23 protein-coding genes and 1 pseudogene are annotated in these 26365 nt (G+C 67.6%); 13 read left to right on the top strand and 11 right to left on the bottom strand.

Translation table 11 applies throughout. The features are described 5' to 3' along the window. Window position 1: 1 nt before the first annotated feature. Window positions 2–1237, bottom strand: a complete 1236-nt coding sequence (locus tag QXH22_RS07495) for a D-alanyl-D-alanine carboxypeptidase family protein (protein ID WP_306275257.1) — start codon at window positions 1235–1237, stop codon at window positions 2–4. Window positions 1238–1364: 127 nt separating this feature from the next. Between QXH22_RS07495 and QXH22_RS07490 the strand changes: the two genes are divergently transcribed. The 5 genes from QXH22_RS07490 (at window position 1365) to QXH22_RS07470 (ending at window position 6496) form a co-directional block, all read left to right on the top strand. Beyond that, window positions 1365–1979 carry a MerR family transcriptional regulator gene (locus tag QXH22_RS07490; RefSeq protein ID WP_306275255.1) on the top strand — a complete coding sequence of 205 codons (615 nt, stop codon included), beginning with the start codon at window positions 1365–1367 and terminating at the stop codon, window positions 1977–1979. Next, complete coding sequence (locus QXH22_RS07485; RefSeq protein ID WP_306242073.1) at window positions 1976–4246, top strand: VIT domain-containing protein; 2271 nt, start codon at window positions 1976–1978, stop codon at window positions 4244–4246. Before QXH22_RS07490 ends, QXH22_RS07485 begins: the two co-directional genes overlap by 4 nt. A gap of 114 nt (window positions 4247–4360) precedes the next feature. Beyond that, on the top strand, window positions 4361–4816 hold the full coding sequence (locus tag QXH22_RS07480; protein ID WP_306242072.1) for a 2,4'-dihydroxyacetophenone dioxygenase family protein: 456 nt from the start codon (window positions 4361–4363) through the stop codon (window positions 4814–4816). Next, window positions 4813–6063 (top strand): cytochrome P450, encoded by a 1251-nt coding sequence (locus tag QXH22_RS07475; protein ID WP_306275253.1) that lies wholly within the window; start codon window positions 4813–4815, stop codon window positions 6061–6063. Before QXH22_RS07480 ends, QXH22_RS07475 begins: the two co-directional genes overlap by 4 nt. Next, entirely contained in the window at window positions 6047–6496 is a 450-nt protein-coding gene (locus QXH22_RS07470; RefSeq protein WP_306242070.1) for a YqhA family protein, read from the top strand. The genes QXH22_RS07475 and QXH22_RS07470 overlap by 17 nt, the downstream gene beginning before the upstream one ends. A 7-nt stretch (window positions 6497–6503) precedes the next feature. On the opposite strand, the gene QXH22_RS07465 is transcribed toward QXH22_RS07470, so the two are convergent. After that, window positions 6504–7829, bottom strand: a complete 1326-nt coding sequence (locus QXH22_RS07465; protein ID WP_306275251.1) for an aspartate aminotransferase family protein — start codon at window positions 7827–7829, stop codon at window positions 6504–6506. A 388-nt stretch (window positions 7830–8217) separates the two neighbouring features. Between QXH22_RS07465 and QXH22_RS07460 the strand changes: the two genes are divergently transcribed. Then, window positions 8218–9138: a sigma-70 family RNA polymerase sigma factor gene (locus tag QXH22_RS07460; RefSeq protein ID WP_306242067.1), complete on the top strand. Its 921-nt coding sequence runs from the start codon at window positions 8218–8220 to the stop codon at window positions 9136–9138. Here the strand turns inward: QXH22_RS07460 and QXH22_RS07455 are convergent. Further along, window positions 9122–10534, bottom strand: coding sequence for a PE domain-containing protein (locus tag QXH22_RS07455; protein WP_306242066.1), 1413 nt, complete (start codon window positions 10532–10534; stop codon window positions 9122–9124). The two genes, QXH22_RS07460 and QXH22_RS07455, sit on opposite strands and share 17 nt — an antisense overlap. Before the next feature lie 179 nt (window positions 10535–10713). Between QXH22_RS07455 and QXH22_RS07450 the strand changes: the two genes are divergently transcribed. Next, window positions 10714–11265 (top strand): hypothetical protein, encoded by a 552-nt coding sequence (locus QXH22_RS07450; RefSeq protein ID WP_306242065.1) that lies wholly within the window; start codon window positions 10714–10716, stop codon window positions 11263–11265. Here QXH22_RS07450 and QXH22_RS07445 read toward each other — a convergent pair. Beyond that, a pseudogene (locus QXH22_RS07445) lies at window positions 11266–11868 on the bottom strand (carboxymuconolactone decarboxylase family protein); the annotation flags it as partial. It lies immediately after the preceding gene. Window positions 11869–11946: 78 nt separating this feature from the next. On the opposite strand from QXH22_RS07445, the gene QXH22_RS07440 reads away from it, so the two are divergent. Next, window positions 11947–12504 (top strand): hypothetical protein, encoded by a 558-nt coding sequence (locus QXH22_RS07440; protein ID WP_371934163.1) that lies wholly within the window; start codon window positions 11947–11949, stop codon window positions 12502–12504. Here the strand turns inward: QXH22_RS07440 and QXH22_RS07435 are convergent. Beyond that, complete coding sequence (locus QXH22_RS07435; RefSeq protein ID WP_306242064.1) at window positions 12416–13276, bottom strand: hypothetical protein; 861 nt, start codon at window positions 13274–13276, stop codon at window positions 12416–12418. The two genes, QXH22_RS07440 and QXH22_RS07435, sit on opposite strands and share 89 nt — an antisense overlap. A 42-nt stretch (window positions 13277–13318) precedes the next feature. On the opposite strand from QXH22_RS07435, the gene QXH22_RS07430 reads away from it, so the two are divergent. Beyond that, the gene (locus tag QXH22_RS07430) at window positions 13319–15784 is read left to right on the top strand and encodes a serine/threonine-protein kinase PknD (RefSeq protein WP_306275250.1); all 2466 of its coding nucleotides are present in this window, start codon (window positions 13319–13321) and stop codon (window positions 15782–15784) included. On the opposite strand, the gene QXH22_RS07425 is transcribed toward QXH22_RS07430, so the two are convergent. From QXH22_RS07425 to sdhC, 4 genes are read right to left on the bottom strand one after another with little or no spacing between them, the layout of a single operon-like run. After that, window positions 15781–16581: a succinate dehydrogenase iron-sulfur subunit gene (locus QXH22_RS07425; protein ID WP_306275249.1), complete on the bottom strand. Its 801-nt coding sequence runs from the start codon at window positions 16579–16581 to the stop codon at window positions 15781–15783. The genes QXH22_RS07430 and QXH22_RS07425 overlap by 4 nt on opposite strands. Beyond that, a complete protein-coding gene (sdhA, locus tag QXH22_RS07420; protein ID WP_306275248.1) occupies window positions 16581–18335 on the bottom strand; it encodes a succinate dehydrogenase flavoprotein subunit in 1755 nt (584 codons plus the stop codon). Before sdhA ends, QXH22_RS07425 begins: the two co-directional genes overlap by 1 nt. A gap of 23 nt (window positions 18336–18358) precedes the next feature. Further along, complete coding sequence (locus QXH22_RS07415) at window positions 18359–18826, bottom strand: succinate dehydrogenase hydrophobic membrane anchor subunit (RefSeq protein ID WP_306242060.1); 468 nt, start codon at window positions 18824–18826, stop codon at window positions 18359–18361. Next, window positions 18823–19161: a succinate dehydrogenase, cytochrome b556 subunit gene (gene sdhC / locus QXH22_RS07410; protein WP_306244400.1), complete on the bottom strand. Its 339-nt coding sequence runs from the start codon at window positions 19159–19161 to the stop codon at window positions 18823–18825. The genes QXH22_RS07415 and sdhC overlap by 4 nt, the downstream gene beginning before the upstream one ends. 274 nt (window positions 19162–19435) lie before the next feature. Here sdhC and QXH22_RS07405 point away from each other — a divergent pair, with 274 nt between their 5' ends. Genes QXH22_RS07405 through QXH22_RS07395 form a run of 3 tightly spaced genes read left to right on the top strand, consistent with a single transcriptional unit; the run spans window position 19436 to window position 22199 of the window. Further along, a complete protein-coding gene (locus QXH22_RS07405) occupies window positions 19436–19837 on the top strand; it encodes a cytidine deaminase (RefSeq protein WP_306242059.1) in 402 nt (133 codons plus the stop codon). Next, window positions 19834–21120, top strand: a complete 1287-nt coding sequence (locus QXH22_RS07400; protein WP_306242058.1) for a thymidine phosphorylase — start codon at window positions 19834–19836, stop codon at window positions 21118–21120. Before QXH22_RS07405 ends, QXH22_RS07400 begins: the two co-directional genes overlap by 4 nt. Then, window positions 21117–22199 carry an adenosine deaminase gene (locus QXH22_RS07395; RefSeq protein WP_306275247.1) on the top strand — a complete coding sequence of 361 codons (1083 nt, stop codon included), beginning with the start codon at window positions 21117–21119 and terminating at the stop codon, window positions 22197–22199. Before QXH22_RS07400 ends, QXH22_RS07395 begins: the two co-directional genes overlap by 4 nt. Before the next feature lie 77 nt (window positions 22200–22276). Here QXH22_RS07395 and QXH22_RS07390 read toward each other — a convergent pair whose 3' ends face one another. Both QXH22_RS07390 and QXH22_RS07385 read right to left on the bottom strand, forming a co-directional pair. After that, the gene (locus tag QXH22_RS07390; RefSeq protein ID WP_306242056.1) at window positions 22277–22588 is read right to left on the bottom strand and encodes a hypothetical protein; all 312 of its coding nucleotides are present in this window, start codon (window positions 22586–22588) and stop codon (window positions 22277–22279) included. Between the two features lie 130 nt (window positions 22589–22718). Next, window positions 22719–25964, bottom strand: a complete 3246-nt coding sequence (locus QXH22_RS07385) for a LuxR C-terminal-related transcriptional regulator (protein ID WP_306275246.1) — start codon at window positions 25962–25964, stop codon at window positions 22719–22721. A 240-nt stretch (window positions 25965–26204) separates the two neighbouring features. On the opposite strand from QXH22_RS07385, the gene QXH22_RS07380 reads away from it, so the two are divergent. Next, window positions 26205–26354 carry a hypothetical protein gene (locus QXH22_RS07380; protein ID WP_306242054.1) on the top strand — a complete coding sequence of 50 codons (150 nt, stop codon included), beginning with the start codon at window positions 26205–26207 and terminating at the stop codon, window positions 26352–26354. The last annotated feature ends 11 nt before the right edge of the window (window positions 26355–26365 follow it).

Genomic DNA, 26365 nt, shown 5'->3' with positions numbered 1-26365 from the left:
CTCAGTGCTGTGTCCGGCTGTTCATCGAGCGCGCTACCAGTATCAATCCGAACACGACGACGGTGCCGATGACGGCGACCCCGACCCGGATCGGCAAGGAGTCGGCCGACGACATCAGGCCGGCGGCCTGACTGTTGTCCGGTGCCCGTGCGGCCGGACTCTCCTTGGTGCTCACCAGCGAGGGATCGGGTTCGATCAGCGAGCCCACCTGGGTGCCCTGCGCGGTGCTGAAGCCGTAATCCAGCAGGTGCGCCGCCTGCTCCCACGGCGCGATCGGCTGCCGGGTGCCGTGCAGCAACACCGCCATCAGACGCCGGCCGTTGCGGTTGGCCGCACCCACGAACGTCTGGCCGGCGTCGTCGGTGTAGCCGGTCTTGCCGCCCATCGCCCCGGGGTAGTGGTAGAGCAGCTGGTTGTCGTTCTCCAGCTCATAGCCGGGGTGGTCGCCGTGCCCGGGGAAGTCGAAGGTCCGGGTCGCGACGATGTCGGCGAAGACGGGGTTGCGCCAGGCGTAGCGGTAGAACAACCCGATGTCGTAGGCCGAGGTGCTCATGCCGGGCCCGTCCAGTCCCGACGGCGTGGCGACCCGGGTATCCCGCCCACCCAGCTTGGTGGCCAGCACGTTGAGCTTTTCCAGCGCCTGCTGCATGCCGCCGAGCTGCATGGCCAGCGCGTGCGCAGCATCGTTGCCGGAGTGCATCAGCAGGCCGTGCAGCAACTGATTGATGGTGTAGGTGCCGCCGGCGTCCACGCCGACCTTGGTGCCTTCGGCGGCCGCATCGTCGTCGGTGCCGGGGACGGCCTTGTTCTGGTTGAACGCGTTGATCGACGCCATTGCGACCAGCACCTTGATGATGCTGGCGGGGCGGTGCCGACCGTGCGGGTCACGGGCGGCGATGACGGCGCCGCTGTCCAGGTCGGCGACCAGCCACGCCTCGGCGGAGACGTCGCCGGGCACCGGGGGAGTGTCGGGGGCGGCGATGATGCCGCAGCCGCTGAGCGCGTTACCGCCGATCGGTGTGGGCGGCAGGGCCAGCGGCAGCGGAGGCTCACCGGCGCGGGGCACCTCGGAGGAGTCCACCGCGGGCGGGGTGTTGATCTTGTAGGGGCAGTTGGCGGCCTGCGGATTCACCTCGGCGCTGGGCTCGGCATTGGCGAGCGCGCCTGACCCGGTGACCGCGAAAACGGCTGCCGCCAGGCACGATGCGGCGCGTAGAGAGGTCCGTGTGAAGGGCATCGGTGAGCAGATTAAGCGATCGACCCGCGTATCGCCGGACGGCGCGCTGTGACGGATGTTGCGAAAGTTACAACTGGGGACACTCTGATTGACAGTGTCGGTAATCTATATGACACTGTCATATAATATGAGACTGCTGACCCTGCCCGAATTCGCCGCCGCGGCCGCCGACGCCGTGCAGGCCTCCGGCGCGGTACCGGACAACCGGCAGGCCAAGGCCGTCCCCGCCGAGCGGATGGTCCGCTACTACACGTCGCGCGGTCTGCTGCCCCGGCCGGGAAACCGCGGCCGCGCCCTGACATACGGACGCACGCACCTGGTGCGGTTGGTCGCGATCAAGCGGCTCCAGGGTCAGGGGCTGTCGCTCGACGAGATCGCCGAGCGTTTCGCGACGATGTCGGCGGAGCAGCTGGAGTCGCTGGCCGCGATCCCGGACAGTGCCATGCCGCCGGGTCTGGGGGACCCCGAACCCGCACCGGACTCCGCCCGCGCGGCCGGCGCATTCTGGCGCGCCGTCCCGGAAGCCGTCACCGCAGCCGTCCCGGACGCCGTCACCGCAGCCGTCCCGGAAGCCGGCACCGAAGCGGAACCCGCGCCCGTCGTCACCCACCTGCGGGCCGTCCGACTTTCCGACACTGTCACCGTGCTGATCGACGGCCCACTGCCGCCACTCGACTCGCTGCGCCGCGCCGCCGCGCCGCTGCTGGACCTGCTCGCCAACCCCGGAAAGGACCCTAGATGAGCACTCAGTTGCTACCCCTGCTCCCCGTCGAACCCGCACAACCGACCCGGACCGGTCGGCCCGGCTGCGGACAGCTGAGTGCCGACGACGGCCGTGCGCTGCCGCTGAAGTCGCTCAGCGTCGACACCGTCCTGGTCGGCATGACGGCCAGCTCCACGGTGCGGCAGCGCTTCGTCAACACCGGCGACACCGCGCTCGAGGCCACCTATGTCTTCCCGCTGCCGGCCCGCGCCGGCGTCACCGACTTCGCCGCCGATCTGGCCGGACGACGCGTGGTCGGGGTGCTCAAGGAACGCGGCCAGGCTCGCGCCGACTATGAGCAGGCCCTGGTCTCCGGCCAGCGCGCGGCGATCGTCGAGGAGGACCGCTCCGACGTGTTCTCGGTGCGGGTGGGCAATCTCGGGCCCGGCGAGGAAGCGATCATCGAGATGCGGCTGACCGGGCCCCTGTCATTCGAGGACGGCGAGGCCACCTTCCGGTTCCCGCTGGTCGTCGCGCCGCGCTACACCACCGGCACGCCGCTGCCGGGTGACCAGACCGGGCCGGGGCTGGCCTCGGACACCGATGCGGTGCCCGACGCGTCCCGGGTCACCCCGCCGCGCCTCGTCGACTCCGATGAACGCCCGGACCTTCACCTTTCGCTGAGCCTCGACGGAGCCGGACTCGCGGTGACCGATCTGCGGTCCTCGCTGCCGACCGCGGTGAGCGAAGCCGGCGGATTGACACGGTTGCAGGTGCAGCCGGGCGCGCGCGCCGACCGGGACTTCGTGCTGCGCTTCCGGGTCGACCGCAGCGAGCTGTCGTCGTCGGCCCTGTTGGTCCCCGACGCCGACGGCGAGGAGGGCACCTGGTCGGTGACGCTGCTTCCGCCGGTGCAACCATCCAGTGCGCCAAGGGATGTCGTGGTACTGCTGGACCGTTCGGGGTCGATGCACGGCTGGAAGATGATCGCCGCCCGCCGCGCCGCCGGACGGATCGTCGACATGCTGGACTCCGCGGACCGGTTCTGTGTGCTGGCCTTCGACGACCGCATCGACATCCCCACGGGTCTGGCCGGCGGCCTGGTCGAGGCGACGGACCGCAACCGGTTCGCGGCGGCGTCGTGGCTGGGCTCGCTGGAAAGCCGCGGCGGAACCGAGATGGCCGGGCCGCTGCACAAGGCGGTGGACATCGTGGCCGGGACTGCCGAAGACCGGCAGGCCAGCGTCGTGCTGGTGACCGACGGTCAGATCACCGGCGAGGACCACCTGCTGCGGACGCTGTCTCCGGCGATCGGCCGGACCGCGATCTACTGCGTGGGCATTGATCGTGCGGTCAATGCCGGATTCCTCGACCGGCTGGCACGGCTGGGGCACGGCCGATCGGAGTTGGTCGAATCCGAGGAGCGCCTCGACGAGGCGATGGCGCGGCTGGCCCGCACTATCGGGCGTCCCGCGCTGACGTCGGTACGGGTGAGTGCCGAAGGAGTAACGCTTCTGGACGACACGATCACCCCCAATCGCGCGCCCGACGTCTTCGCCGGGGTGCCGTGTGTGGTCTCCGGGCGATACCGTGGCGCCGGGGAGGCGACGTTCCAGATCAGCGCCGACGGCTCTTTCGCGACTGCGCTGGCTGCCCGGGTGGTGCCGGAAGCGGTTGCGGTGCGGACGATTTGGGCTCGCTCGGTGGTCCGTGACCTGGAGGATGACTACGCGTCGTACGCCGCCGACGACGAGCTGGCGGCCAGGCTGGTGGAGCACTCCTTGCGCTTCGGGGTGCTGTCCCGGTTCACCGCCTTCGTCGCGATCGACCCTGAGCGCACCGAGGCGGGGCCGCTGACCGAGGTGATTCAGCCCGTCGAGCAACCGTCGGGATGGGCGAGCAACGTCGGCTTTGTCGGGGCGGCTCAGGCCTACGCGATGCCCGTGCCCGAGGCGGTCATGCCCGCACCGTCTGGGGCCATGCCCCGGTCGGCCGCCGCCGAGGGTGCCGCGCCTGCCGAACCCGCCCCGCCGCGCTCGCTCGACAAGCTGCTCAAGCAGGTCGAGAAGGCGACACAGGTGCGCCGTTCCGGTCTCGAATCGGTCCTCGAGGAGTTGAAGCAGCACCGCGATGCGGCTACGGATCCGGAGCTGCGGGCGGCGCTGGACCAGCTGTGCGTGGCGCTGGCGCGGTTCCTGAAACAGCCGCGGGGGCCGCACAGCCGCGAGGTTCTGGTGGCCGTCGATGCGGTCAAGCGGGCGATGGCACCCGGTGACCGGCCGGCGAAGCGTCGCTTCTGGAGGTGACCCGGCTCGGGGATAGTCATAATAAACTTCGTGAAATAATTGACATGTAAATGTCTTCGTATATCGTGAAGGAGCATCTGGGCCGGTCCCACCATTGATTCGGAGGCTCGCACGATGACGCTGGTCGATGTCCCGCACGCCGTTCATATCGGCGCCGACGAACTGCCCTACGTCGACGTCGGCGACGGGTCGCTGCTGAAGGTCCTGCAGGTGAGACGGGACGAGGGGCTGTGGATCGTCGAAAACGTCTTCCAGGCCGGCTATGAAGTGCAGCGGCACAAGCACACCGGGCCGGTGTACGGCTACACCACGTCGGGAGCCTGGAAATACCAGGAGTACTCCTACGTCAACAGGGCCGGCTCGTTCCTCTACGAGCCCGCGGGATCGGTCCACACTTTGCAGGTCCTCGAGGACGACACCCACGTGTGGTTCCAGATCTACGGTGCCAACCTCAACCTCGACGCCGACGGCAATGTCGAAAGCGCCTACGACGGGCCCAGTACGTTGGCGACCTACCTCGCGCGGTGCGAGGCCGCCGGCCTCCCACGGCCGAATGTGCTTGTGGGATGAGTACTCCGACCGCCCCGCACCTCGTCGACCTGGCCGACCCGGACGCCTTCGCCGACGGTGCACCGCACGAGGCACTTGCCGTGCTCCGGCGCACCGACCCGGTGCACTGGCAGCCGATGCACGGCGAACCGGGCTTCTGGGCCGTGCTGCGGCACGCCGACGTGGTCGAGGTCGCGCGCCACCCGGAGATCTTCTCGGCCAATGTTGGCGGCATCGTCATCGAGAACCCTGCGCCCGAGAGCCTGGCCAGGATGCGCAACATGCTCGCGGCGATGGATCCGCCGCGACACCACGCGCATCGCGCACCGTTGTCGCCGCACTTTCGGCCACGCGCGATCGCCCGGCTGGAGGAGCGAGTCCGCGAGATCTGTGGCGCGATCATGGCGCAGGCCAGGGACCGCGGCGATGTCGAATTCGTCCACGATGTGGCGGCGCCGCTGCCGACCCACGTCATCGGCGAGTATTTCGGCCTGCCCCAACAGGATTGGCGGTATCTGCAACAGCTGGCCGAGCGCATCACCGCCAGTCAGGATCCGGAGCTTGCGGGTCCGGGGTATGGCGAGGGCGCGGGTGGGGCCGAGATGGCGCAGTACGCAATCGATTTCGCGGCGCGGCGGCGTCGGTGCGCGCCGGCCGACGATCTCACCTCGGCAATCCTGCACGGCGATTTCGGCGGACGCCCGATGACCGACGCCGAGTTCGGCGGCTTCTTCGTGCAGTTGGTCACCGCGGGCAACGACACGACCAAAGGCATCCTCTCCTCCGGACTGCTCACGCTACTGCGGCATCCCGACCAGCTCGCCGAGCTACGGTCCGACCCGTCGCTCATCCCGCGCGCCGTCGAGGAGATCGTCCGCTACGACAACCCGCTGCACTACTTCCGGCGGACCGCGGTCGTCGACACCGTGCTGGCGGGAACACCCATCAACGCCGGCGACAAGGTGGCGATGTACTACACCTCCGCCAACCGCGATGAGAGCGTGTTCGACAATCCGCAGTCCTTCGACATCCGTCGCCACCCCAATCCCCATCTGTCCTTCGGGATGGGCAACCACTTCTGCCTCGGCGCCCACCTGGCCAGACTCGAGGGACGGATCTTCTTCGAAGAGCTACTGGCGGCATTCCCCACGATCGAGCTGAACGGCGACCCGGTGCGAATCCGATCGAACCTGAACAACTCGCTCAAGCGCCTGCCGGTCCGGCTGGGCAGCGCGGCGTCAGGGGTGGGGCGTGCGATCGGTCTTTGAGCACCTCCGCTTCCTGATCGTGATCGCCGTGTGCGGGCTGGCGGTGACGACTGCGGTCACATTGCTGTGGGCGTCCGGGCGTGCGGTGGAACTCATCGTGATGCTGGCCCACGGCGGGTGGCGGCAAGACTCCGCGGTGATCAGCCTGCTGGAGGTCGTGGACCTGTTCCTGGTGGCGACGGTGCAACTCATCGTCGCGCTCGGGCTCTTCGAGCTTTTCGTCGCCGACCTCCACCTACCGGAGTGGTTGACGGTGCGCAATCTCGGCGACCTCAAGCGCCCGATCATCCAGGTTCTGGTGGTGGTCGTGGTGATCAAGTTCGTCGAACGGATGCTGATGACCGGCGCCCTGGACACCCTGTACTTCGGTACGGCAACCGCGGTGGTCACCATCGCTCTGGCCCTGTTCATCCGGTTCGGCGAGCACGCCTGAGGACGCGTCAGCCGGTGCTCACCCCGGTGAGCACGCCGCGCAGGATCGATTCGATGGTGTCGAACTCGGCCTGACCGCTGATCAGCGGCGGCGCCAATTGGATGACCGAATCGCCGCGATCGTCAGTGCGGCAGTACAACCCGGCCTCGAACATTGCCGCCGACACCCGTCCGAGCAGCGCGGAGCGTTCGTCGTCGGGGAAGGTCTGCTTGGTGTCCCGGTCCTTGACCAGCTCGATGCCGAAGAAGAAACCCTCGCCTCGGACGTCGCCGACGATCGGCAGGTCGTACAGCTTCTCCAGCGTCCTGCGCAGCGCGGGGGAGTACTCCTTGACGTGGGTGTTGAGGCCTTCGCGTTCGAAGATGTCGAGGTTGGCCAGCGCGACCGCCGTTGACACCGGGTGCCCGCCGAAGGTGTAGCCGTGCGGGAACATGGTCTTGCCGTCGTTGAACGGCTCGAACAGCCGCTCGCTGGCGATCATGGCGCCCAGCGGAGCGTAGCCCGACGTCAGACCTTTGGCGCAGGTGATCATGTCCGGCACGTAGCCGAAGTCGTTGCACGCGAACATTGACCCGATGCGGCCGAAGGCACAGATCACCTCGTCCGATACCAACAGCACGTCGTAGGAGTCGCAGATCTCCCGAACCCGCTCGAAGTAACCCGGCGGCGGGGGAATGGACCCGCCGGCGTTCTGCACCGGTTCCAGGAACACCGCCGCGACGGTGTCGGGTCCCTCGAACTCGATCGCCTCGGCGATGCGGTCAGCGGCCCATTGGCCGAATGCCTTCGCATCGGCACCGTAGGGCTCGGGGGCGCGATAGAAGTTCGTGTTGGGCACCCGGAAGCCACCCGGCGTCACCGGCTCGAACGGTGCCGTGAACTTCGGCAGGCCGGTGATCGCGAGTGCCCCCTGAGTGGTCCCGTGATAGGCGATCGAGCGCGAAATCACCTTGTGCTTACCGGGTTTGCCGGTCAGCTTGAAATACTGTTTGGCGACTTTCCAGGCGGTCTCGACGGCTTCGGTGCCGCCGGTGGTGAAGAAGACCCGGTTCAGATCACCCGGCGCGTAGCCGGCAACGCGTTCGGCGAGTTCGATCGCCGACGGCGTCGCGTACCCCCAGAGCGGAAAGAAGGCCAGCGTCTGCGCCTGCCGGGCCGCGACTTCGGCGAGTTCGGCACGGCCGTGCCCGACCTGCACCACGAACAGGCCGGACAGTGCGTCGAGGTAGCTCTTGCCACGGTCGTCGAAGATGGTGACGCCTTCACCGCGCGTGATCACCGGCGGGGTGAAGTCCGGGCCGTGCCGGGTGAAGTGCAGCCACAGGTTGTCCATCTACTTGATGGTAGGGACACCCTCGCCGACGCTGCGCATCATCGCCGCCAGCGCGGCGCGGCCACTGACCCCTGCCTGACTGCTCGCCCGGTAGATGTGGCTTTCGACGGTCCGCACCGACAGCGACACCGCGCGGCGATCTCGTGATTCGACAACCCACGCGCCACCAGCACCGCGACCTCCCGACGGTCCATCTCCGCGCTGTCGCCGCCAGCACGGCCTCGTGAGCCAGTCGTGATTTGCCCACCCACCCCGGCCTTCCCGGCCCGGGCGATTCCACGCACCGAATCGTCGTGGCCATGAATCGACCGTGGGCAGAACTCTAGCGAAGCAGTTGAATCTATTCGTGAAAACGGCTGCGATAACAGTCGGCGTTACCCTCGGGGTTATGGTCGCCACCACGCAGGTGAATGAATTCGAGGCACTGCGACCGCATCTGCTGTCGGTCGCTTACCGGCTCACCGGAACCGTGGCCGACGCCGAGGACATCGTGCAGGAAGCCTGGCTGCGCTGGAGCACTCAGGACGGCGTCATCCACGACCTGCGAGCCTGGCTCACCACGGTGGTGAGCCGGCTGGGCCTGGACAGGTTGCGCTCGGCGGCGCACCGGCGGGAGACCTATACCGGCAACTGGCTGCCGGAGCCGGTCGTCACGGGCTTCTCGGACGCTCACGCGGCCGACCCGTTGACGGCCGTGGTGTCCGCCGAGGACGCCCGGTTCGCGGCCATGGTGGTGCTGGAGCGGCTCACCCCGGATCAGCGGGTGTCGTTCGTGCTGCACGACGGGTTCGCCGTGCCGTTCGCCGAAGTGGCCGACGTGCTCGGCATCAGCGAAGCGTCCGCGCGCCAGCTGGCGTCGCGGGCCCGCAAGGCGGTCGCCGCGGCGCCGCCGCCGGAGCCCGATCCCGCGCACGCCGAGGTGGTCGGCCGGTTGATGGCCGCCATGGCCGCCGGTGACATCGACACCGTCGTGTCCCTGCTGCATCCGGACGTGACGTTCACCGGTGATTCGAATGGCAAGGCGCCCACCGCCGTTCAGGTCATTCACGGCGCCGACAAGGTGGTCCGCTTCATGATGGGCCTGGCCCGCCGCTACGGCGACGCGTTCTACACCGCGAATCATCTGGCACTGGTGAACGGCGAATTGGGTGCCTACACGACGGGATTCCCCGCTGCCGAAGGCCGCCGGGAGATGGCGCCGCGCATCACGGCGATGACCGTGCGCGACGGCAAGGTGGTTGCGTTGTGGGACATCGCTAATCCCGACAAGTTCACCGGGTCGCCGCTGCGGATTACACCGGCAGGATGATCGCCGTGGCCGGCGGCAGGGAGATCGACTGACCGCCGGGCGGCACGTAGTCGTAACTGGGCGCGGGCCCGTAGATCCCGACGTGATCGGGGCTGGTCGGATCCAGCCCGGCCCACATGTCGTTGATCCAGCCCGTCGACAGCGTGTATACGGCCGCGGTGGCGCCGGGCGGGGAGAACTGGGTGATCACCTGCAAAGCCAAGTCGATCAGCGGTCCACGGCCCAGCATCGAGTCGACATGGGAGCCGCCCGCGATCTCGGCGCCGACGAATTGCCCCGGGTACAGGCTGGTCAACTGATTTGTGGTGTTTCCGAAGGCATTCCACGACTGAGGCGGCGCCGCCACGGTGTAGATCGGAACATTGGCCGCCTGCAGTTGGTTGATCGCGCCTGCGAATACCGCGTTGTTGTTGGCGACGCCGTCGAACATCACCACGCCCTTGAGATGGTTGGTGCCACCACCCAGATTCGCCAGGTAGTTGCCGGCCGCGATCGAAGTGAGGCCACCCCCGGCGGAGTGGCCGGACAGGATGAAGTCCTGCGGCAGCGTGCCGACGAATCCCGCGCGTTGCGCGCTGATGTTCAGGGCCGTCTGGGGACCCTGGAACAACGACGCCACGCCCTGTTGCATCTCTGGGCTGCCGATCCACAGGCCCAGCGGCAACGGAATCGACGGCACGGTCGGAGTCACGACGACGCTGTTGGTCTGACCTGCCAATTCGATGGCAAGCGGCTGGTACAACCACCCGAACGCGCCGAAGCCGTGCGAGAAATACACCGTGCCGTTGGCGTTCACCGCTCCGCTCGCCTGTGTCGGGAAGTACCACAACGCCGGAGCGGGGTAGTTGAACTGGGGAATCGGGAAGCCCAGGAACGACGTCGGCCCGATCGGGATTTTCACGAACGAGAAGCCGACCCGGACGCCGGTCACTCCACCCGTGCCTGTGACGGGCAACGTGGAGGGGAAATTGATGAATTTGCCCAGGCCCACGGAATCTGTCGCGAAGTTGAGCAGCGCTCCCACCGTCGCGGCACCCGTGCCGTTGAACAGCGGACTGGTGGACAACGCGCTGCCGAGCTGTTGCAGCAACCCCTGCAACGGCCCCGCGTTTGCGGCCTCGGCGGCGGCGTAGGCGGCTCCCGCGGCACTCACCGCACGCTCGAAAGCGGATTGGAACTGTGTCGTCGTCCGTGCGGTCAGCGCCTGCAACTCGTCGGCGTAGCTGCCGAAGAAGGTGGCGATGGCCGCCGACACCTCGTCGGCGGCCGCGGCGGCAATGCCCGTCGTCGAGGGTGCGGCCGCCGCGGCGGCGTCTTCGATCGCCGCGCGGATTCCGGTCAATTCTCCCGACGCCAGGGCAAACGCCTCCGGCACTGCGATCACGTACGACGACATCGGCGGCTCCCCTTCCCCGGTGGCCCGACACTCAGGACTGATGCCAAATGTACGAGGTCGTCGCAGATTTAGTTCAGAAATTGAACGATTCGCATGCCGTGGGCCCAAAGGCCCTACCGCGCTGAGGTCGTCGGGGAGACCATTGGCGCAGTGGTCGGTGGCTGTTGAGTGAGGTCACGATGCCCCTGATGAATCGCCGCGCGGCTCTCGCCGTGTTCGGAGCGCTGGCCGCCGGCGGTGCGGTCGGCGCTGTCCTGCGCGGCCTGGCCGGACCGCCGGCGCCGCAGGTGCGGCTCACCAATGGTCCCGGTGGGATGGGTGCGGCCGACATGGCTGTCTATCGGGACATGTTCGCCCGGCACAGCGAGATCACCCGCACGGTGGACGAGGTACCGGGCGGCGTGCGCACTACCACGGAGTCACGTTCCCCCGACCTGGTCGCGCAGTTGCAGGCGCACGTCTCCGACATGTACAGCCGGCTGGGTCAGGGCGCCGAGGTGATGTGCATGAGCCCGACCCTGCCGACGCTGTTTCGCAGTGCCGGCGGATACCGGCGCCAACTCACTTACATCCCAACGGGTGTGGTCGCCGAGGAGACGGCTGATGACCCCACACTCGTGGAGACGATTCGCGCACACGCCCGTGAAGTCAGTGGGTTCGTGCGCGACGGCATGCCCGCGATGATGCAGGGCATGATGGGCCCCGGCATGATGGGACCGCACCATCAGTGATCACGCACCGGGCGCGTCAGCCCAGGGCACCCGGCACGCATCCCCGGAGTTGAAGCCCTGCTCGGTGATGCCCAGCGCCGAATACATCCGGGCCCGCATGTTCTCGACGCCGATCTGATAGGTCAGCTCGATCACTCCGGCGTCGCCGAAGCGGGCGCGCAGATCCTCGACCTGCTCGTCGGTCACCGCATGCGGGTCGGTGGTCATGGCGTCCGCGTAGGCGATCGCGGCGCGCTCGTCGTCGGAGAACAGCGGCGAGGTCGCATAACCGTCGATGTCCTTGAGCCGGTCGATGTCCAGGCCGTCCAGCCGCTGCAACATCTCCCCGAAGTCCACGCACCACGAACAGCCGACGGTCCGCGCGGTCCAGAACACCGCCAGCTCGCGCACGCTGGCCGGCAGGGTCTGCGACGCGCGTTGCAGCATCGTCTCGTGCACGGCATTGGCGACCAGCAACCGCGGATGATGCGCGGCGACGGTGAAGGGCTCGGGCACCTCGCCGAAGCGGCGCCTGGCGATTCGGTACATGGTGCGCACCAACAGGCCGGCGCGCTTCGGAGGCAAGGGTTCGATACGGGTTTTCTGTGTCATACCTTCCAGACGAGACAGTCGGCCAACCTGTGACAGGGCCTCCAAGAATCCGCCAAGAATTCTCCAAGCGCGGCGGTCGACTCTGGGCAGGTGGAGCACGCATCGTCGTCGTACTGGGCCATTACCGAATTTCCGCAGCTGACCGAACTCGAGGACTGGGCCCATGAGGAGGTGCTGATTGCCGACCCGCGGCTGGATCAGCCGGGCATCCGCGCCGCCGTGGACGCGGTCTTCGAAGCCAACCCGGTGCTCGGCGCGGTCTTCGAACCCAGCCGCGACCGTTGGCTGTCGCGCCCCGGCGGTAGCTGGAGCTGGGCCGTGGAACCTCCCGGCGTCACGGTGTCGGAGGTGATCGCCAGGCAGCGCGCCAGCTACGACATGCGCACCGGGCGATTGTTCGCGGTGTCGCTGCTGCCCGGCACGCCAGACCGGCTGGTACTCACCGCGAGCCGCCTGTGCGTGGACGAGGAGTCCTGGAACGGCGTGATCGACAGTCTCGTGGCCGCCTACGCGGCATCCAAGGAAGGCGCGACCCTGGCACCGGACGCCGACTTCAACGCTAGAAGTCGAGGCGGGCACTCATGGGTGTGGCGGCGGGCACGTCGCCCGCGGCGATCACCGTCCGCGCGACCGGAGTCAGCGCGCTGAACAACGCCTGCACTTCGTCGTCGTCGAGAGCATCGAACGCACGCAACGACAGTGCGTCGGTAGTGGTCTCGATCTCTTCCTTGAGGTCGCGGCCCTGCGGCGTCAATGCGCCACCGCCGTCCAGCAGGCCACGGTCGGCGAGGCTCTGGCGGCAGGCCTCCCACTCGGCGTCGTCGTAATGACGGGAACGCTTCATGAACTCCTCGGACACCGCGCTCGCCGCGGTATGAAAGACGTTCGATTCGCGCCCCGAGATCCCGGCCGCCACCAGCGCCGCGACGTGCCCGTCGCCGCGGTGCTCCCGCAGCAGCGTCGTCGCATGCCACAGCGCGGCGACCGGGTCCGACGGCACCGGCAGCGCGACGTTGGCCGCGAACAGCGCCCGCCCGCCGACCGGCGCCTCCCGTGCCGCGCGCATAGCCAATTCTGCTGCTGTACAGAGGTTTTCGTCTTCAGTGACGCCGCATCGGTGTAGGGCCGCGACGGCCGAGTCCTGGCGGGCGCGTAACGCGCGATCCGGCCCGGCGATCTGCCATGCGGCCGGCAGCGACCTGGCCACCCGCGCGTGCGCGAAGTTGTAGAACACCGCGGTCACGACCTCCGGCGGCACGGCGCCCAGCGGTGCCGAACGCGCAGCGAAGTACCCCATCCAGAATCCGCGATAACCCAATGCGTCCAGCGCCGCTCGAGCCTCGGGCGCGAAATAGGTCAGCGCATGGATCGGCTCGAAGCGGTCGTAGAAGTGCCTGGCGAGAGCGGGGGTTCTTTGCATACCTGCGTTGATAGCATCCAGAAACGCTTCGGAGGAGGCTCGGTGACGGGGGACGTGGAAGGCGAAGTCTTCGGGCGCTACCGGCTGCTCGAGGTGCTCCGCTGGGGCGGCACCGGCACGGTCTACCGGGCCCTGGACACGATGATGACCCGCGACGTGGCCATCAAGATGGTTCCCGCCGAGCCGGCGTACCAGGACCGGTTTCGGCAGGAGGTGGCTGCCGCTGCGCGCCTGAACAATCCGAACATCATCCCGGTCTACGAGGCCGGAGAAATCGACGGCCGTCTCTACCTGGTGATGCCCGTTGTCGACGGCGTCGACCTGCAGACCATCTTGCAGCGCGACGGGCCGATGAGCCCGGAGCTGGCCGTGCGGGTGATCGAGCAGGTTGCCGCGGCGCTGGAGGCCGGCCACAGCTGCGGGCTGACGCACGGTGACGTCAGCGCGGCGAACACCTTCGTGGTGGGCGGCGAGTTCGTCTATCTGCTGGATTTCGCTGCCACCGTGGACAGTTCGAGCCCGGGTGACCCGCGCGAAGACATCCGCGCCCTGGCCCGCGTCCTCCATCAGTGCCTGACCGGGCAGCCGCCCGGCACCGCCCACAACACCGTCCTTCCTGCCGGATTCGACGACGTGATCGCGCGCGGCATGGCCGAGGATCCAGACGAGTGCCATCCCACCGCTGGCGAGTTGGCCGTCGCGGCCCGAGCGGCTCTGGCGCCCGTGGTGACGAAGACGGCCGGGGACACGGAGTTCGGGCGGTACCGGCTGTTCGAGTTGCTCGGCGCCGGCGGTATGGGCTCGGTCTATCGGGCGCACGACACCTTGTTGGGCCGCGACGTGGCCGTCAAGGTCCTGCGACCGGAGCTGGCCGCGGAGCCCGGCTACCAGGAGCGTTTCCGGCGCGAGGCATATGCCGCGGGCCGGCTGGCCAATCCGCACATCATCCCGATCTACGAGGCCGGTGAGATCGACGGGCGCCTGTATCTGGTGATGCCGATCGTCGACGGCGTCGACCTGCACCACGTTCTCGACCATGCCGGGCCGATGAGTCCGCAGCAGGCGGTGCGCGTGGTCGAACAGGTTGCCGTGGCGCTGGATTCGGCACACAAGGCCGGGCTGGTGCATCGCGATGTCAAACCGTCGAACCTGCTGATGGTCGGCGAAGAATTCGTGTATCTGATCGATTTCGGGCTCGTGCACGAAGCATCCGCGGCCCGCCTGACGCGCACCGACATCGCCCCCGGAAGTCCGGCGTACATGGCTCCGGAGCGGTTCAAGGCCGGCACCATCGCCGACGCTCGGGCCGATGTCTACTCGCTGGCCTGCGTCCTCTACGAGTGCCTGACCGCGCGCCCGCCATTCAGCGGCGCCGGGATAGAGGGGCTGACCGCCGCGCATCTGTTCGGCGACCCACCCAGGCCCAGCAGCTCCGACCCGGCGATGCCCGCCGGGTTCGACGAGGTGATCGCGCGCGGCATGGCGAAGGACCCCGATGACCGATACCAGTCCGCGCCGGAACTGGCCGTCGCCGCCCGCGCGGCCCTCGCCACCAAACCCGCGGCGCCGGCCCAGGTCCCCGACGTACTCCATTCGACGCAGGATGCCCGCACGGTCCCATCCCCGACGCGCAGCCGCCGTCGCACCCTTGGGTTCGGTGCTGCCGCGGTCGTGGTCGCGCTCGTCGCCGGCATCGCATTCCTGGCGTTCACCAACAGATTTCCGTTCCGGTCGGAGACCGCACAGACCCAGGTCGTCCTGCCGTTCACCGGGCTCGACGGGCCGCTCGGGGTCGCGGTCGACGCCAACGGCAACGTCCTCGTCACCGACACCGGCAACAACCGGGTGGTGAAACTCGCCGCACGCTCCACCACCCAGACCGTCGAACCGTTCGCCGGCCTGAACCATCCGGGCGGAATAGCCGTCGACGAGCAGGGCAATCTTGCCGTCGCCGAGCCGGGGAACAACCGGGTGCTCGAACTCGCCGCGGGAACGACCAGCCCGACCGTGCTGCCGCTGACCGACCTGGCGGGGCCCGCTGGCGTGGCCATCTACACCCGCAAATCCGGCACCGACCGGATCGTCGTCGCCGACTCGGGGCACGACAGAGTACTGGCACTGGGCGGGGTTAATTCCAGTCAGCGGGAACTGCCCTTCACCGGGCTCAACGATCCCGCTGGAGTTGCCGTAGGCGCCGACGGTGGCCTGTTCGTCATCGACCGGGAGAACGAGCGGGTGCTGAGGCTGCCTTGGACGGGATCGGTGGCCACTGTGTTGCCGTACGCGGTCGGCCATCCGGATTTCGTCGCGGTCGACGACGTCGGCGACCTCTACGTGACAGACAGCCAGGCCAATCGCGTCGTCAAGCTCACCAAGGACACCTCCACGTCGATCACGTTGCCGTTCAACGGACTCAAGGGCCCGCAAGGAGTCGCGGTGGACTCTGCCGGAAATGTCTACGTCGTCGACACCGGGAACAATCGCGTGCTGAAATTGCCGCAGCGCTAGCGGGAGAACATCACCGCCCGCTTGACTTCCTGGATGGCCTTGGTCACCTGGATCCCGCGTGGGCAGCCCTCGGTGCAGTTGAACGTGGTGCGGCAGCGCCACACCCCGTCCACCTCGTTGAGGATGTCGAGGCGTTGTGCGGCGGCCTCGTCGCGGCTGTCGAAGATGAACCGGTGCGCATTCACGATCGCCGCCGGGCCGAAGTAACTGCCCTCGTACCAGAACACCGGGCAGCTCGTGGTGCAGCAGGCGCACAGGATGCACTTGGTGGTGTCGTCGTAGCGGGCGCGGTCGGTGGGGCTCTGAATGCGTTCGCGCGTAGGCGGATTGCCGGTGGTGATCAGGTAGGGCTTGATGGCCCGGTACGCGTCGAAGAACGGCTCCATGTCGACCACGAGGTCTTTTTCCACGGGCAGCCCGCGGATCGGCTCGACCGTGATGGTCAGCTGCTTGCCCGGCTTCTTGGGCAGCAGATCACGCATCAGCACCTTGCACGCCAACCGGTTCAGACCGTTGATGCGCATCGCGTCGGAACCGCACACGCCGTGCGCGCAGGAGCGCCGGAAGGTCAGCGTCCCGTCCAGATAGCCCTTGATGTAGAGCAGCAGGTTCAGCAACCGGTCGCTGGGCAGACACGGCACCCGGAAGCTCTGCCAGCCGCCGGTGGCCGCGTACTTGTCCGGGTCATCCGGGTTGAACCGGGCGATCTTGAGGGTGACCATCACCGCCCCCTCCGGAACGGGGGGCAGTGGCGGGTCCTGGGTCCCCGGGTTTTCGACCTCCGTGTCCACGCTCATCAGTACTTCCGCTCCTTCGGCTCGTAGCGGGTCTGCACGACGGGTTTGAAGTCCAGCCTGATATCGCTGAGCAGGTGGGTGCCCTCCTTATAGGCCATCGTGTGGCGCATGTAGTTGACGTCGTCGCGGTTCGGGTAGTCCTCACGGGCGTGGCCGCCGCGGGACTCCTTGCGGTTGAGCGCGCCGACCACGGTGACCTCGGCCAACTCCAGCAGGAAGCCCAGCTCGATAGCCTCCAGCAGGTCGCTGTTGAACCGTTTCCCTTTGTCGTGCACGGTGATTCGGGAGTACCGCTCCTTGAGGGCGTGGATGTCGGTGAGCGCCTGCTTCAGCGTCTCCTCGGTGCGGAACACCGCGGCATTGTTGTCCATCGACTGCTGCAGGGCGCTGCGGATGTCGGCGACGCGTTCGTTGCCGTGCTCGGACAGGATGTCGCGCACCCAGCCGACCACCATCGCGGCGGGGTCCGGCGGCATGTCGGCGAAGTCGTGGCCCTCGGCGTAATTCGCCGCGGCGATGCCGGCGCGGCGTCCGAAGACGTTGATGTCCAGCAACGAGTTGGTGCCCAGCCGGTTGGCGCCGTGCACCGAGACGCACGCGCACTCGCCGGCGGCGAACAGTCCCGGCACCGTATTGGTGTTGTCGCGCAACACCTGTCCGGTGACCGTCGTCGGGATGCCGCCCATGACGTAGTGACAGGTCGGGTAGACCGGCACCAGCTCGTGCACCGGGTCCACCCCCAGGTAGGTGCGGGCGAACTCGGTGATGTCGGGGAGCTTGGCCTCCAGCACGTCCTCTCCGAGGTGGCGGACGTCGATGTAGACGTAGTCCTTGTTGGGTCCGGCGCCGCGGCCCTCCAGCACCTCGAGCACCATCGAGCGGGCGACGATGTCGCGCGGCGCCAGGTCGACGATCGTCGGAGCGTAGCGCTCCATGAAGCGTTCGCCGTCGGCGTTGAGCAGCCGGCCGCCCTCACCGCGCACCGCCTCGGAGATCAGGATCCCCAGCCCGGCCAGCCCGGTCGGGTGAAACTGGTGAAACTCCATGTCCTCCAAGGGAAGTCCCTTGCGGAACACGATGCCGATGCCGTCACCGGTCAGTGTGTGCGCGTTGGAGGTGGTCTTGTACATCCGGCCGGAGCCGCCGGTGGCCAGCACGATCGCCTTGGCGTGGAAGACGTGGATGGCGCCGGTGGCCAATTCATAGGCCACTACCCCGGTGGCCACCGGGCCGGTCGGGGTCTGGGTGAGAGCCAGGTCCAGCGCGTAGAACTCGTTGAAGAACTGCACGTCGTGCTTGACGCAGTTCTGGTACAGCGTCTGCAGGATCATGTGGCCGGTGCGGTCGGCCGCGTAACAGGCCCGGCGCACCGGAGCCTTGCCGTGGTCGCGGGTATGGCCGCCGAACCGGCGCTGGTCGATGCGGCCCTCGGGGGTCCGGTTGAACGGCATCCCCATCTTCTCCAGATCGAGGACGGCGTCGATCGCCTCCTTGCACATGATCTCCACGGCGTCCTGGTCGGCGAGATAGTCGCCGCCCTTGACGGTGTCGAACGTGTGCCACTCCCAGTTGTCCTCTTCGACGTTGGCCAGTGCGGCGCACATGCCGCCCTGTGCCGCGCCGGTGTGGCTGCGGGTCGGATAGAGCTTGGTGAGCACCGCCGTGCGCACCCTCGGACCGGCTTCCACGGCGGCGCGCATCCCGGCACCGCCGGCGCCGACGATCACCACGTCATATCGGTGTTGTTCGATCACCGCTCACCTTTCAACAAGGTCTGTTACGAAACGTTGGGGTTGAACGTCATCAACACGTAAGTCCCGAGCATCAGCGTGAACACCATCGACACCGTCAGCAGCGCGTTCAGCCAGAATCGGGTGATGTTCTTGCGGCTGTAGTCATCGATGATGGTGCGAATCCCGTTGCCGCCGTGCAGCTGTGCCAGCCATAGCAGCAGCAGGTCCCACACCTGCCAGAACGGCGAGGCCCACCGCTGCGCCACGTAGTTGAAGTCGATGCGGTACACGCCGTTGTCCCACATCAGCATGATGAACAGGTGGCCGATGGCCAGGAAGACCAGCGCGATGCCGGAGAACCGCATGAACAGCCAGGCGAACTTCTCGAAGTTCGGGATGCCGGCACGGCGGCGCGGCGAACGAGGGTTGTCCAGGCTGGCCGGCCGGTAGTAGGCGCGCTGCTGCACCGGTGCGGTCTGACCGGGTCCGAGTTGCAGGTCGGGGCTGCTCATTTGAAGTGCTCCCACATGTGGATACCGGTCACCACGCCGGCCATCACCAGCATGATCAGGAACGTCACGGCGACGATCCACAACATCCGCCGCTGGTAGCGGGGGCCCTCGGACCAGAAGTCGATCAGGATGACCCTGATCCCGTTGAGCGCGTGGAAGCCCACGGCGGCCACCAGTCCGTACTCCATGAGTCCGACGATGGGCGTCTTGTAGTCCGCCAGCACCGTGTTGTAGGCCTGTGGGCTGACCCGCAGCACCGCCGAGTCCAGGACGTGGACGAACAGGAAGAAGAAGATGGTGGCCCCGCTGATGCGGTGCAACACCCACGCCCACATGCCGGGGTCGCCGCGATAAAGAGTCCGCGGTGGCTTGCGCTTGCGTGTCGATTCCGAAACCGGCGGATCCGTGGTTGCCGTCTTCGAGACCACCTGAATACTCACCTCATTCACGCCGTTGGGAAACCGGCTGATCAAACGCATAAACCGGTAATCGCGAGCTTAGCTCGGCGGAGGTTGCCCGCGGTAGCGCCACGATGTGATCCGCGTCCTGTCTTGCGCGGCGGGCTAGGGTGGGCTGGTCGGGTCAGCTCAACTGCGGGCGGGGATGCGAATGGCTGAAGTTGATTGGAATGTGCTGCGGGACAAGGCAATCGCTGCTTCGGCTGACGCCTACGCGCCGTATTCGCGGTTCCCGGTTGGTGCGGCGGCCCTGGTCGATGACGGTCGGATCGTGACCGGATGCAATGTGGAAAATGTCTCATATGGACTTGGTCTGTGCGCCGAGTGCGGTGTCGTGTGCGCATTGCACGCCGGCGGTGGCGGCCGGTTGCTGGCGCTCGCGTGCGTGGACTCCGGCGGTGCGCCGCTGATGCCGTGCGGCAGATGCCGTCAGGTGCTGCTCGAACACGGCGGCCCGGAGATGTTGATCGACCATCCCGGCGGGGCGCGATCACTCGGTGAGTTGCTGCCCGACGCCTTCGGTCCCCATGACCTTTTTCGGGAATCTCGTTGACTGACAACGCATTCGATGCGCCCACCGTGATCCGCACCAAGCGGGACGGCGGCCGGCTGTCTGACGCCGCGATCGATTGGGTGATCGACGCGTACACCGAGGGCACGGTTGCGCCCGAGCAGATGTCGGCCCTGTTGATGGCGATCTTCCTGCGCGGGATGGACCGTGACGAGATCGCCCGGTGGACCGCGGCCATGCTGGCCTCGGGTCCGCGAATGGATTTCACCGACCTCGGTCTGCCGACCGTCGACAAGCACTCCACCGGTGGAGTCGGCGACAAGATCACGCTGCCCGTGGTGCCCGTCGTCGCGGCCTGCGGCGCCGCGGTTCCGCAGGCGGCCGGGCGCGGACTGGGCCACGCCGGCGGCACCCTGGACAAGCTGGAATCCATCCCGGGCTTCAGTGCGAACCTGTCCAACCAGCGGCTGCGCGAACAACTTTGCGACGTCGGCGCCGCCATCTTCGCGGCCGGTGAGCTGGCGCCGGCCGACGCCAAGCTGTACGCGCTGCGCGACATCACCGGCACCGTCGAGTCGCTGCCGTTGATCGCGAGTTCGATCATGAGCAAGAAGCTGGCCGAGGGCGCCGGAGCGTTGGTGCTCGACGTCAAGGTCGGCTCGGGTGCATATCTCAAGCCGGAAGCGCGCTCCCGCGAGCTGGCGCACACCATGGTCGAGCTGGGCATCGCGCACGGGGTGCCGACCCGCGCGCTGCTCACCGACATGGAGTGCCCGCTGGGCCGGGCCGTCGGCAACTCGGTGGAGGTGCAGGAGTCGCTCGAGGTGCTGGCCGGCGGCGGGCCGTCCGACGTGGTGGAGCTGACCCTGCGGTTGGCCGCGGAGATGCTGGAGCTGGCCGGGGTCGACGGTGTCGACCCGGCGCAGACGTTGCACGACGGCACCGCGATGGACCGGTTCGCCCGGCTGGTGGCCGCCCAGGGCGGTGATTTGTCGAAACCGTTGCCGATTGGTGGGTATTCGGAAACCGTGACGGCCGCCCGGGGCGGCACAATGGGCGACATCGACGCGATGGCAGTGGGGCTGGCGGCATGGCGCCTCGGAGCGGGCAGATCCCGGCCGGGGGCGCGGGTGCAGCACGGGGCGGGCATCACGATCCATCGGCGTCCGGGGGAGCCGGTCGCAGCGGGCGAGGTGTTGTTCACGCTCTACACCGAGACACCGGAGCGTCTGAGTCCCGCGCTGGCGGAATTGGACGGTGCCTTCACCGTGGGAGACGACGCGCCCGCGCGCAGGCCGTTGATTATCGATCGGATCACGCGATGAACCTGAGCCTCGAACAGATTCAGCAGGCGCCCAAGGCGCTGCTGCACGACCACCTGGACGGCGGACTGCGCCCGTCCACCGTGCTGGAGATCGCCGGCGAGGTGGGTTACGACGAGTTGCCGGCGACTGATGCCGAGGAGTTGGCGACGTGGTTCCGTACCCGCTCGCACAGCGGTTCTCTGGAGCGCTACCTCGAGCCGTTCTCGCACACCGTGGCGGTGATGCAGACGCCGGAAGCGCTGTACCGGGTCGCCTACGAATGTGTGGAGGATCTGGCCGCGGACGCGGTGGTGTACGCCGAAATCCGGTTCGCCCCCGAGTTGCACATCAACCGCGGGCTGTCGTTCGACGACGTCGTCGACGCGGTGCTGGCCGGATTCGCCGCGGGGGAGCAGGCGTGCTCGGCAGCGGGCACCCCGATCAAGGTGCGCTGCCTGGTCACCGCGATGCGGCATGCGGCGATGTCGCGGGAGATCGCCGAGCTGGCGGTCAGGTTCCGCGACAAGGGTGTGGTCGGATTCGACATCGCCGGCGCCGAGGCCGGGTACCCGCCCACCCGGCACCTCGATGCCTTCGAATACATGCGGGACCACAACGCGCGCTTCACAATTCACGCGGGTGAGGCGTTCGGCCTGCCGTCCATTCACGAGGCGATCGCGTTCTGTGGCGCCGACCGGCTGGGTCACGGGGTGCGCATCGTCGACGACATCCAGGTCGACCCGGACGGTGACGTGACGTTGGGCCGGCTCGCGGCGATCGTGCGGGACAAGCGAGTTCCGCTGGAGTTGTGCCCGAGCTCCAACGTGCAGACCGGCGCGGTGGCCAGCATCGCCGAGCATCCGTTCGATCTGTTGGCGCGCAGTCGTTTTCGGGTGACCGTCAACACCGACAACCGGCTGATGAGCGACACCACGATGAGTCAGGAGATGCACCGGCTGGTGGAGGCGTTCGGCTACGGCTGGACCGATCTGCAGCGCTTCACGATCAACGCGATGAAGTCGGCGTTCATCCACTTCGACGAGCGGCTGGCCATAATCGACGAGGTGATCAAGCCGCGGTATGCGGTGCTGATCGGGTAGGTGTCGGATCGGCGCGCGCCGCGCTCTTTCGACTTTGAATGCAGGTACACGTTTTTCGGCGTGTCGTGTGTGTGGTGTCAGTGTCGCGAGGTCCCGCGGCTCGTGGCAGTCCTGACCCCGCGCCCCGTGACACCGGCTGCGCTCGCTGTGCCGTTGGCACCGCGAGGCCCTGGGCAGGCGCCGGGCCAACGGTGGCATGCCACCCCGTGCCGCCCACTCCGCCGGCGCTGAATATGCCGGGCCTGGCCGCCGGCGCCACCGTAGCCGTTGCCCCCGCCGCCGCCCGTCAGGCCCATGAGCAGCCCGCAGGACCCGCCGACTCCACCGATACCGCCGACGCAACCGTCGATGCCGCCGGGCGCGCCAGCGCCGCCATTGGCTGCCAGCAACCCCCCGGTACCGCCGGTACCGCCGTTGCCAGCTACCTCTCACCCCCCGACAGTGCGAATTCAGCGGAATTGAATGATCGCCGGCAAGAGCGATAAGGACTTGGTGATATTGGAGGGGCAGATGACGGCGTCAGGCGCGCCGGACGGCCTCCTGCGCGAGTTGCACTCGCGAGTTGAACCCGAGTTTCGTGTAGACGTGGGTGAGGTGGGTCTGCACCGTGCGCGGTGAAACAAACAGCCGTTCGGCGATGTCCCGGTTCGAAAGTCCTTCGCCCACAAGGCGCACCACGTCGAGTTCCGCCCGAGTCAGAGACGGCCAGCCACTGGTTGCGCGTCTGCGTTCAACCCGGTTGCGTTGCGCGTGGGTTATCGCATCGGCAGTGGAGAGGGCGGCGCCCTCAGCCCAGGCGGCCGCCATCTCGTTGTCGCTCATCGCCGAGCGCAGGACGTTCACAGACGCGTCGTAGTTGCCGTCGTAAACCTTGAGACGTACCGAGCCCGTGCGAACTCGGTGCGCCTCAGCCGCACCGAACAACCGGGCGGCCTCGCGATAGTTGCCGTCGTCGACGGCCAGGCACGCCAGGCATTCCAGGACGTCCGGAACACCACCGTGGGCACCGACTTCGGCGGCACACGAGAGCGCGTCGTATGCGTCGCGCCTCGCTTGTCCGGGCTCCTTCTGCGCGATCGCGATGCGGCACCGGGTGGTCAGCGCCAGGGACCGGTGCCAGCCCGACGCCGATTCCACACCTTCCTCGACAGATTGCCGCGCGCCGGCGGTGTCTCCGCTCGCGAGCTGGACCTGAGCCTTGAAGGCACGCCAGAAATTGGCGGACTGGGGTTGGACATTGAAATTTTGCCAGACTTTTTCGTCCGCCTCTCGCGCCGTGCCGACGTCACCGTCGGCGAGCGCGGTCAGAGCCAGCGTCGAATAGCCAAGTCCCACAAAGTATTCGCCGGTGGCACTTTCGATGGCGGCCGCACTGGCCGCGCGCGCGGCACTCACGTCGCCCTGGTAGGCGAGCGCATCGCCCAGGCCCTTGAGACCTAGCGAGGTGAAAACATCCGCGTCGGGCCCGTCCTCGACCAGCGCACCGAACTGCGCGACCGCGCCGGCCAGGTCGCCCCGCCACAGCTGCGCGTAGGCCACCGCCAACCGGCACTGACGCGAGCCGATGCGGTCACCGATCAGGTCGCAGAGGTCACGCCCTTCGCGGCCAAGAGCATGCGCTGCGTTCGCGTCCCCGGCTACTATCGCGGCGCTGCTCTGCCAACTGAGGATCTGGCTGAGCCGCCAGCGATCACCCAGAGCACGGGCAAGCTGGGCCGCCTCGGCGAAGTAGTGCTGGACCGTCTGCGTCTGATAGTTGAAACCGGCGGTCAGACCGCAGGCGGTGAGAGCACGGGCGGTCAGTGCCGGGTCGCCAACGTCGCGGGCGAGCTTCAGCGCTTGCTGGGCATCCTCGATGCTGGGGGTCGCGTCGATGAACATCTTGAGTACGGCCTTGTCGGCCAGTGCTCGCGCCCACACCGCGGCATCGATTTCGACGCCGTCACTCTCTGCCTGTGCGACAAGCGATTCGAACCAGTCGCGACCCTCGGAGATGTGCCCCCGGACAAGCCACAGCTGCTGCAGCGACGACGCCATCATCAACGCCGATTCGAATCCAGAGTTGTCCCGATACCAGGCCAGGGCGGCGCGCAGGTTGTCGATCTCGGTCTCGATGCCGTCCAGCAGTTGTAGGTAGTCGTTACGGCCGGGACTGTCCAGCACCGCCGCCATGGCCAGGTAGTGCGTGGCGTGACGCCTGCGCGTGGTTTCGACTTCCCCGGCCTCGGCCAATCGCTCCATCGCGAACTCACCGATTCCCTCGAACCGCCGATAACGCGTGCCGCCGGGTGAACTGTCCGCCGCCACCAACGACTTGTCGACCAGCGATGACAGGCCGTCGAGCACCTGATAGCGCGGCATGTCCCCGAAGCCGACAACCGCGTGTGCCGCATCGAGTCCGAAGGGCCCGACAAACACCCCCAACCTCCGGAACAGCACTTGCTCTGACTCGCTCAGTAATTCGTGCGACCACGCGATGGATGCGCGCAGAGTCTGGTGGCGGCGCAGCCCCGTGCGGGCGCCGCCGGTGAGCAGCCGGATCTTGTCGTCCAGGCCCGCCCTGATTTCCGGCAGCGACAGCGAGCGAACCCGCGCGGCCGCAAGCTCGATGCCTAGTGGCATCCCGTCTAACCGTCGGCAGATCTCGCTCACCAGGTTCGCGTTGTCATCGGCGATCCCGAAATTCGGCCGGGCCGAACGGGCGCGGTCGACGAAGAAGGCGATCGCATCGTCCTCGTAGCACAGCGCCGGCACCCGCCAGGTCACCTCGCCGGCCACCGCGAGTGGCTCACGACTGGTGGCCAGCATTGTCACGCCGGGGCAGGATCGCAGTAGTGCGCCGATCCGCCGGGCGGCGCTGTCCAGCAGATGCTCGCAGTTGTCGAGCACGATCAGCACACGGCGCTGGCCAAGGTGACGTAGTACCGCTTCGTCCACCGAGCGACCAGGCTTGTCCGCGACTCCCAGCGCCCGGGTCACGGCCGCCGGTGCGAAGTCGGCGCTGGTGACTGGCTCGAGGTCGACGTAGTACAAGCCGTCCGGAAACACAGGCCTTAGCTGGGTTGCGACCCGAACGGCAAGTCTGCTCTTCCCGATACCGCCCCCGCCGATCAGCGTCACCAGCCGGTTGTCGCGGAGGATCTCGGTCACCTCGGCGATCTCGCGGCGGCGGCCCACGAAATTGGTCAGGTGGACCGGCAGAGCTGCTGCCACGCCGCCGTGTGTCGTGCACAGCGGTGGGAACTCGTTCTGCAACTCGGGGTGGCACAGCTGGTGTACCTGTTCCGGGCGCGCCAGGTCCCGTAGCTGATGTGCGCCGCAGTCGCTCAGCCAGGTCTTGGCCGGCAACTGGTCGGCCACGACGTCGGCGGTGGTGGCCGAGAGCAAAGTCTGCCCGCCGTGCGCCAGGGCACACAACCGGCTCGCACGAGTGATCGTGGTGCCGACGTAGCTCGTGGCGTCGTCGCTGAGGCGCACATCGCCGGTGTGTAAGCCGATGGGCAACCGAATGGGGTCGAGTCGCGTCAACTGCAATTGCAGCGCGCATGCCAGCGCGGCTCCGGCACCCCCGAAAGCGATCACGAAACTCTCGCCATCGAAATGCCCGTCGGGCTGGACCCGGACACCGCCGTGGGTGGCGGCGGCTTCAGAAAGGAGGCGGTCCAGCAGCATGAATTCGGGCGTTCCCGAGTCAGTCGGGATCGGCCTCCCGGCCGCGCCCTGGATGCCGGCTACCAGCAGCGTCACTGTCCCGGTCAGCAACACGCGCTCACGCTCCCTTTGGCCCTCAGCAAAGAGGGGTGGATCTCGCTCATGCTAGCCAGCGTTCACCCACTTCAAGCAAGGGATCTAAGCGGAAGTACGTAGAGATGATCCGCGGGCCCGCGAAATCTACGACCCGCCCCTGTCCGGCTTTACGTATTTCGGACGATGCCCGCGGACGGCCTAACGGGCGACAGTTGGTCCATCGAACTTCTCGACCCCCACAACCGAAGGGAAATACCCATGAGCAAGATCCGCACCCGCGCCATCGCCATCCTCGGCCTGGACGGTGAAGGCCCGAGTCAGAAGCGCGCCGCCAGGCGTCAGACCCAGCCGAGGCGCTACGCGTTCCTCGAGTCCTCGAGCATGTCCCGCGCCATGGACCGTCTCTGAATAGCATCACG

This window comes from Mycobacterium sp. TY814, from assembly GCF_030755175.1.
Lineage (GTDB): Bacteria > Actinomycetota > Actinomycetes > Mycobacteriales > Mycobacteriaceae > Mycobacterium.
This window is presented reverse-complemented; position numbering and strand designations above follow the sequence as displayed.

Coding starts and splice junctions, on each gene's coding strand:
- QXH22_RS07495 (WP_306275257.1), bottom strand. CDS start 1,237: ATGCCCTTCACACGGACCTCTCTACGCGCCGCATCGTGCCTGGCGGCA.
- QXH22_RS07490 (WP_306275255.1), top strand. CDS start 1,365: ATGAGACTGCTGACCCTGCCCGAATTCGCCGCCGCGGCCGCCGACGCC.
- QXH22_RS07485 (WP_306242073.1), top strand. CDS start 1,976: ATGAGCACTCAGTTGCTACCCCTGCTCCCCGTCGAACCCGCACAACCG.
- QXH22_RS07480 (WP_306242072.1), top strand. CDS start 4,361: ATGACGCTGGTCGATGTCCCGCACGCCGTTCATATCGGCGCCGACGAA.
- QXH22_RS07475 (WP_306275253.1), top strand. CDS start 4,813: ATGAGTACTCCGACCGCCCCGCACCTCGTCGACCTGGCCGACCCGGAC.
- QXH22_RS07465 (WP_306275251.1), bottom strand. CDS start 7,829: ATGGACAACCTGTGGCTGCACTTCACCCGGCACGGCCCGGACTTCACC.
- QXH22_RS07460 (WP_306242067.1), top strand. CDS start 8,218: ATGGTCGCCACCACGCAGGTGAATGAATTCGAGGCACTGCGACCGCAT.
- QXH22_RS07455 (WP_306242066.1), bottom strand. CDS start 10,534: ATGTCGTCGTACGTGATCGCAGTGCCGGAGGCGTTTGCCCTGGCGTCG.
- QXH22_RS07450 (WP_306242065.1), top strand. CDS start 10,714: ATGCCCCTGATGAATCGCCGCGCGGCTCTCGCCGTGTTCGGAGCGCTG.
- QXH22_RS07435 (WP_306242064.1), bottom strand. CDS start 13,276: ATGCAAAGAACCCCCGCTCTCGCCAGGCACTTCTACGACCGCTTCGAG.
- QXH22_RS07425 (WP_306275249.1), bottom strand. CDS start 16,581: ATGAGCGTGGACACGGAGGTCGAAAACCCGGGGACCCAGGACCCGCCA.
- QXH22_RS07415 (WP_306242060.1), bottom strand. CDS start 18,826: ATGAGCAGCCCCGACCTGCAACTCGGACCCGGTCAGACCGCACCGGTG.
- sdhC (WP_306244400.1), bottom strand. CDS start 19,161: ATGTGGGCGTGGGTGTTGCACCGCATCAGCGGGGCCACCATCTTCTTC.
- QXH22_RS07405 (WP_306242059.1), top strand. CDS start 19,436: ATGGCTGAAGTTGATTGGAATGTGCTGCGGGACAAGGCAATCGCTGCT.
- QXH22_RS07395 (WP_306275247.1), top strand. CDS start 21,117: ATGAACCTGAGCCTCGAACAGATTCAGCAGGCGCCCAAGGCGCTGCTG.
- QXH22_RS07380 (WP_306242054.1), top strand. CDS start 26,205: ATGAGCAAGATCCGCACCCGCGCCATCGCCATCCTCGGCCTGGACGGT.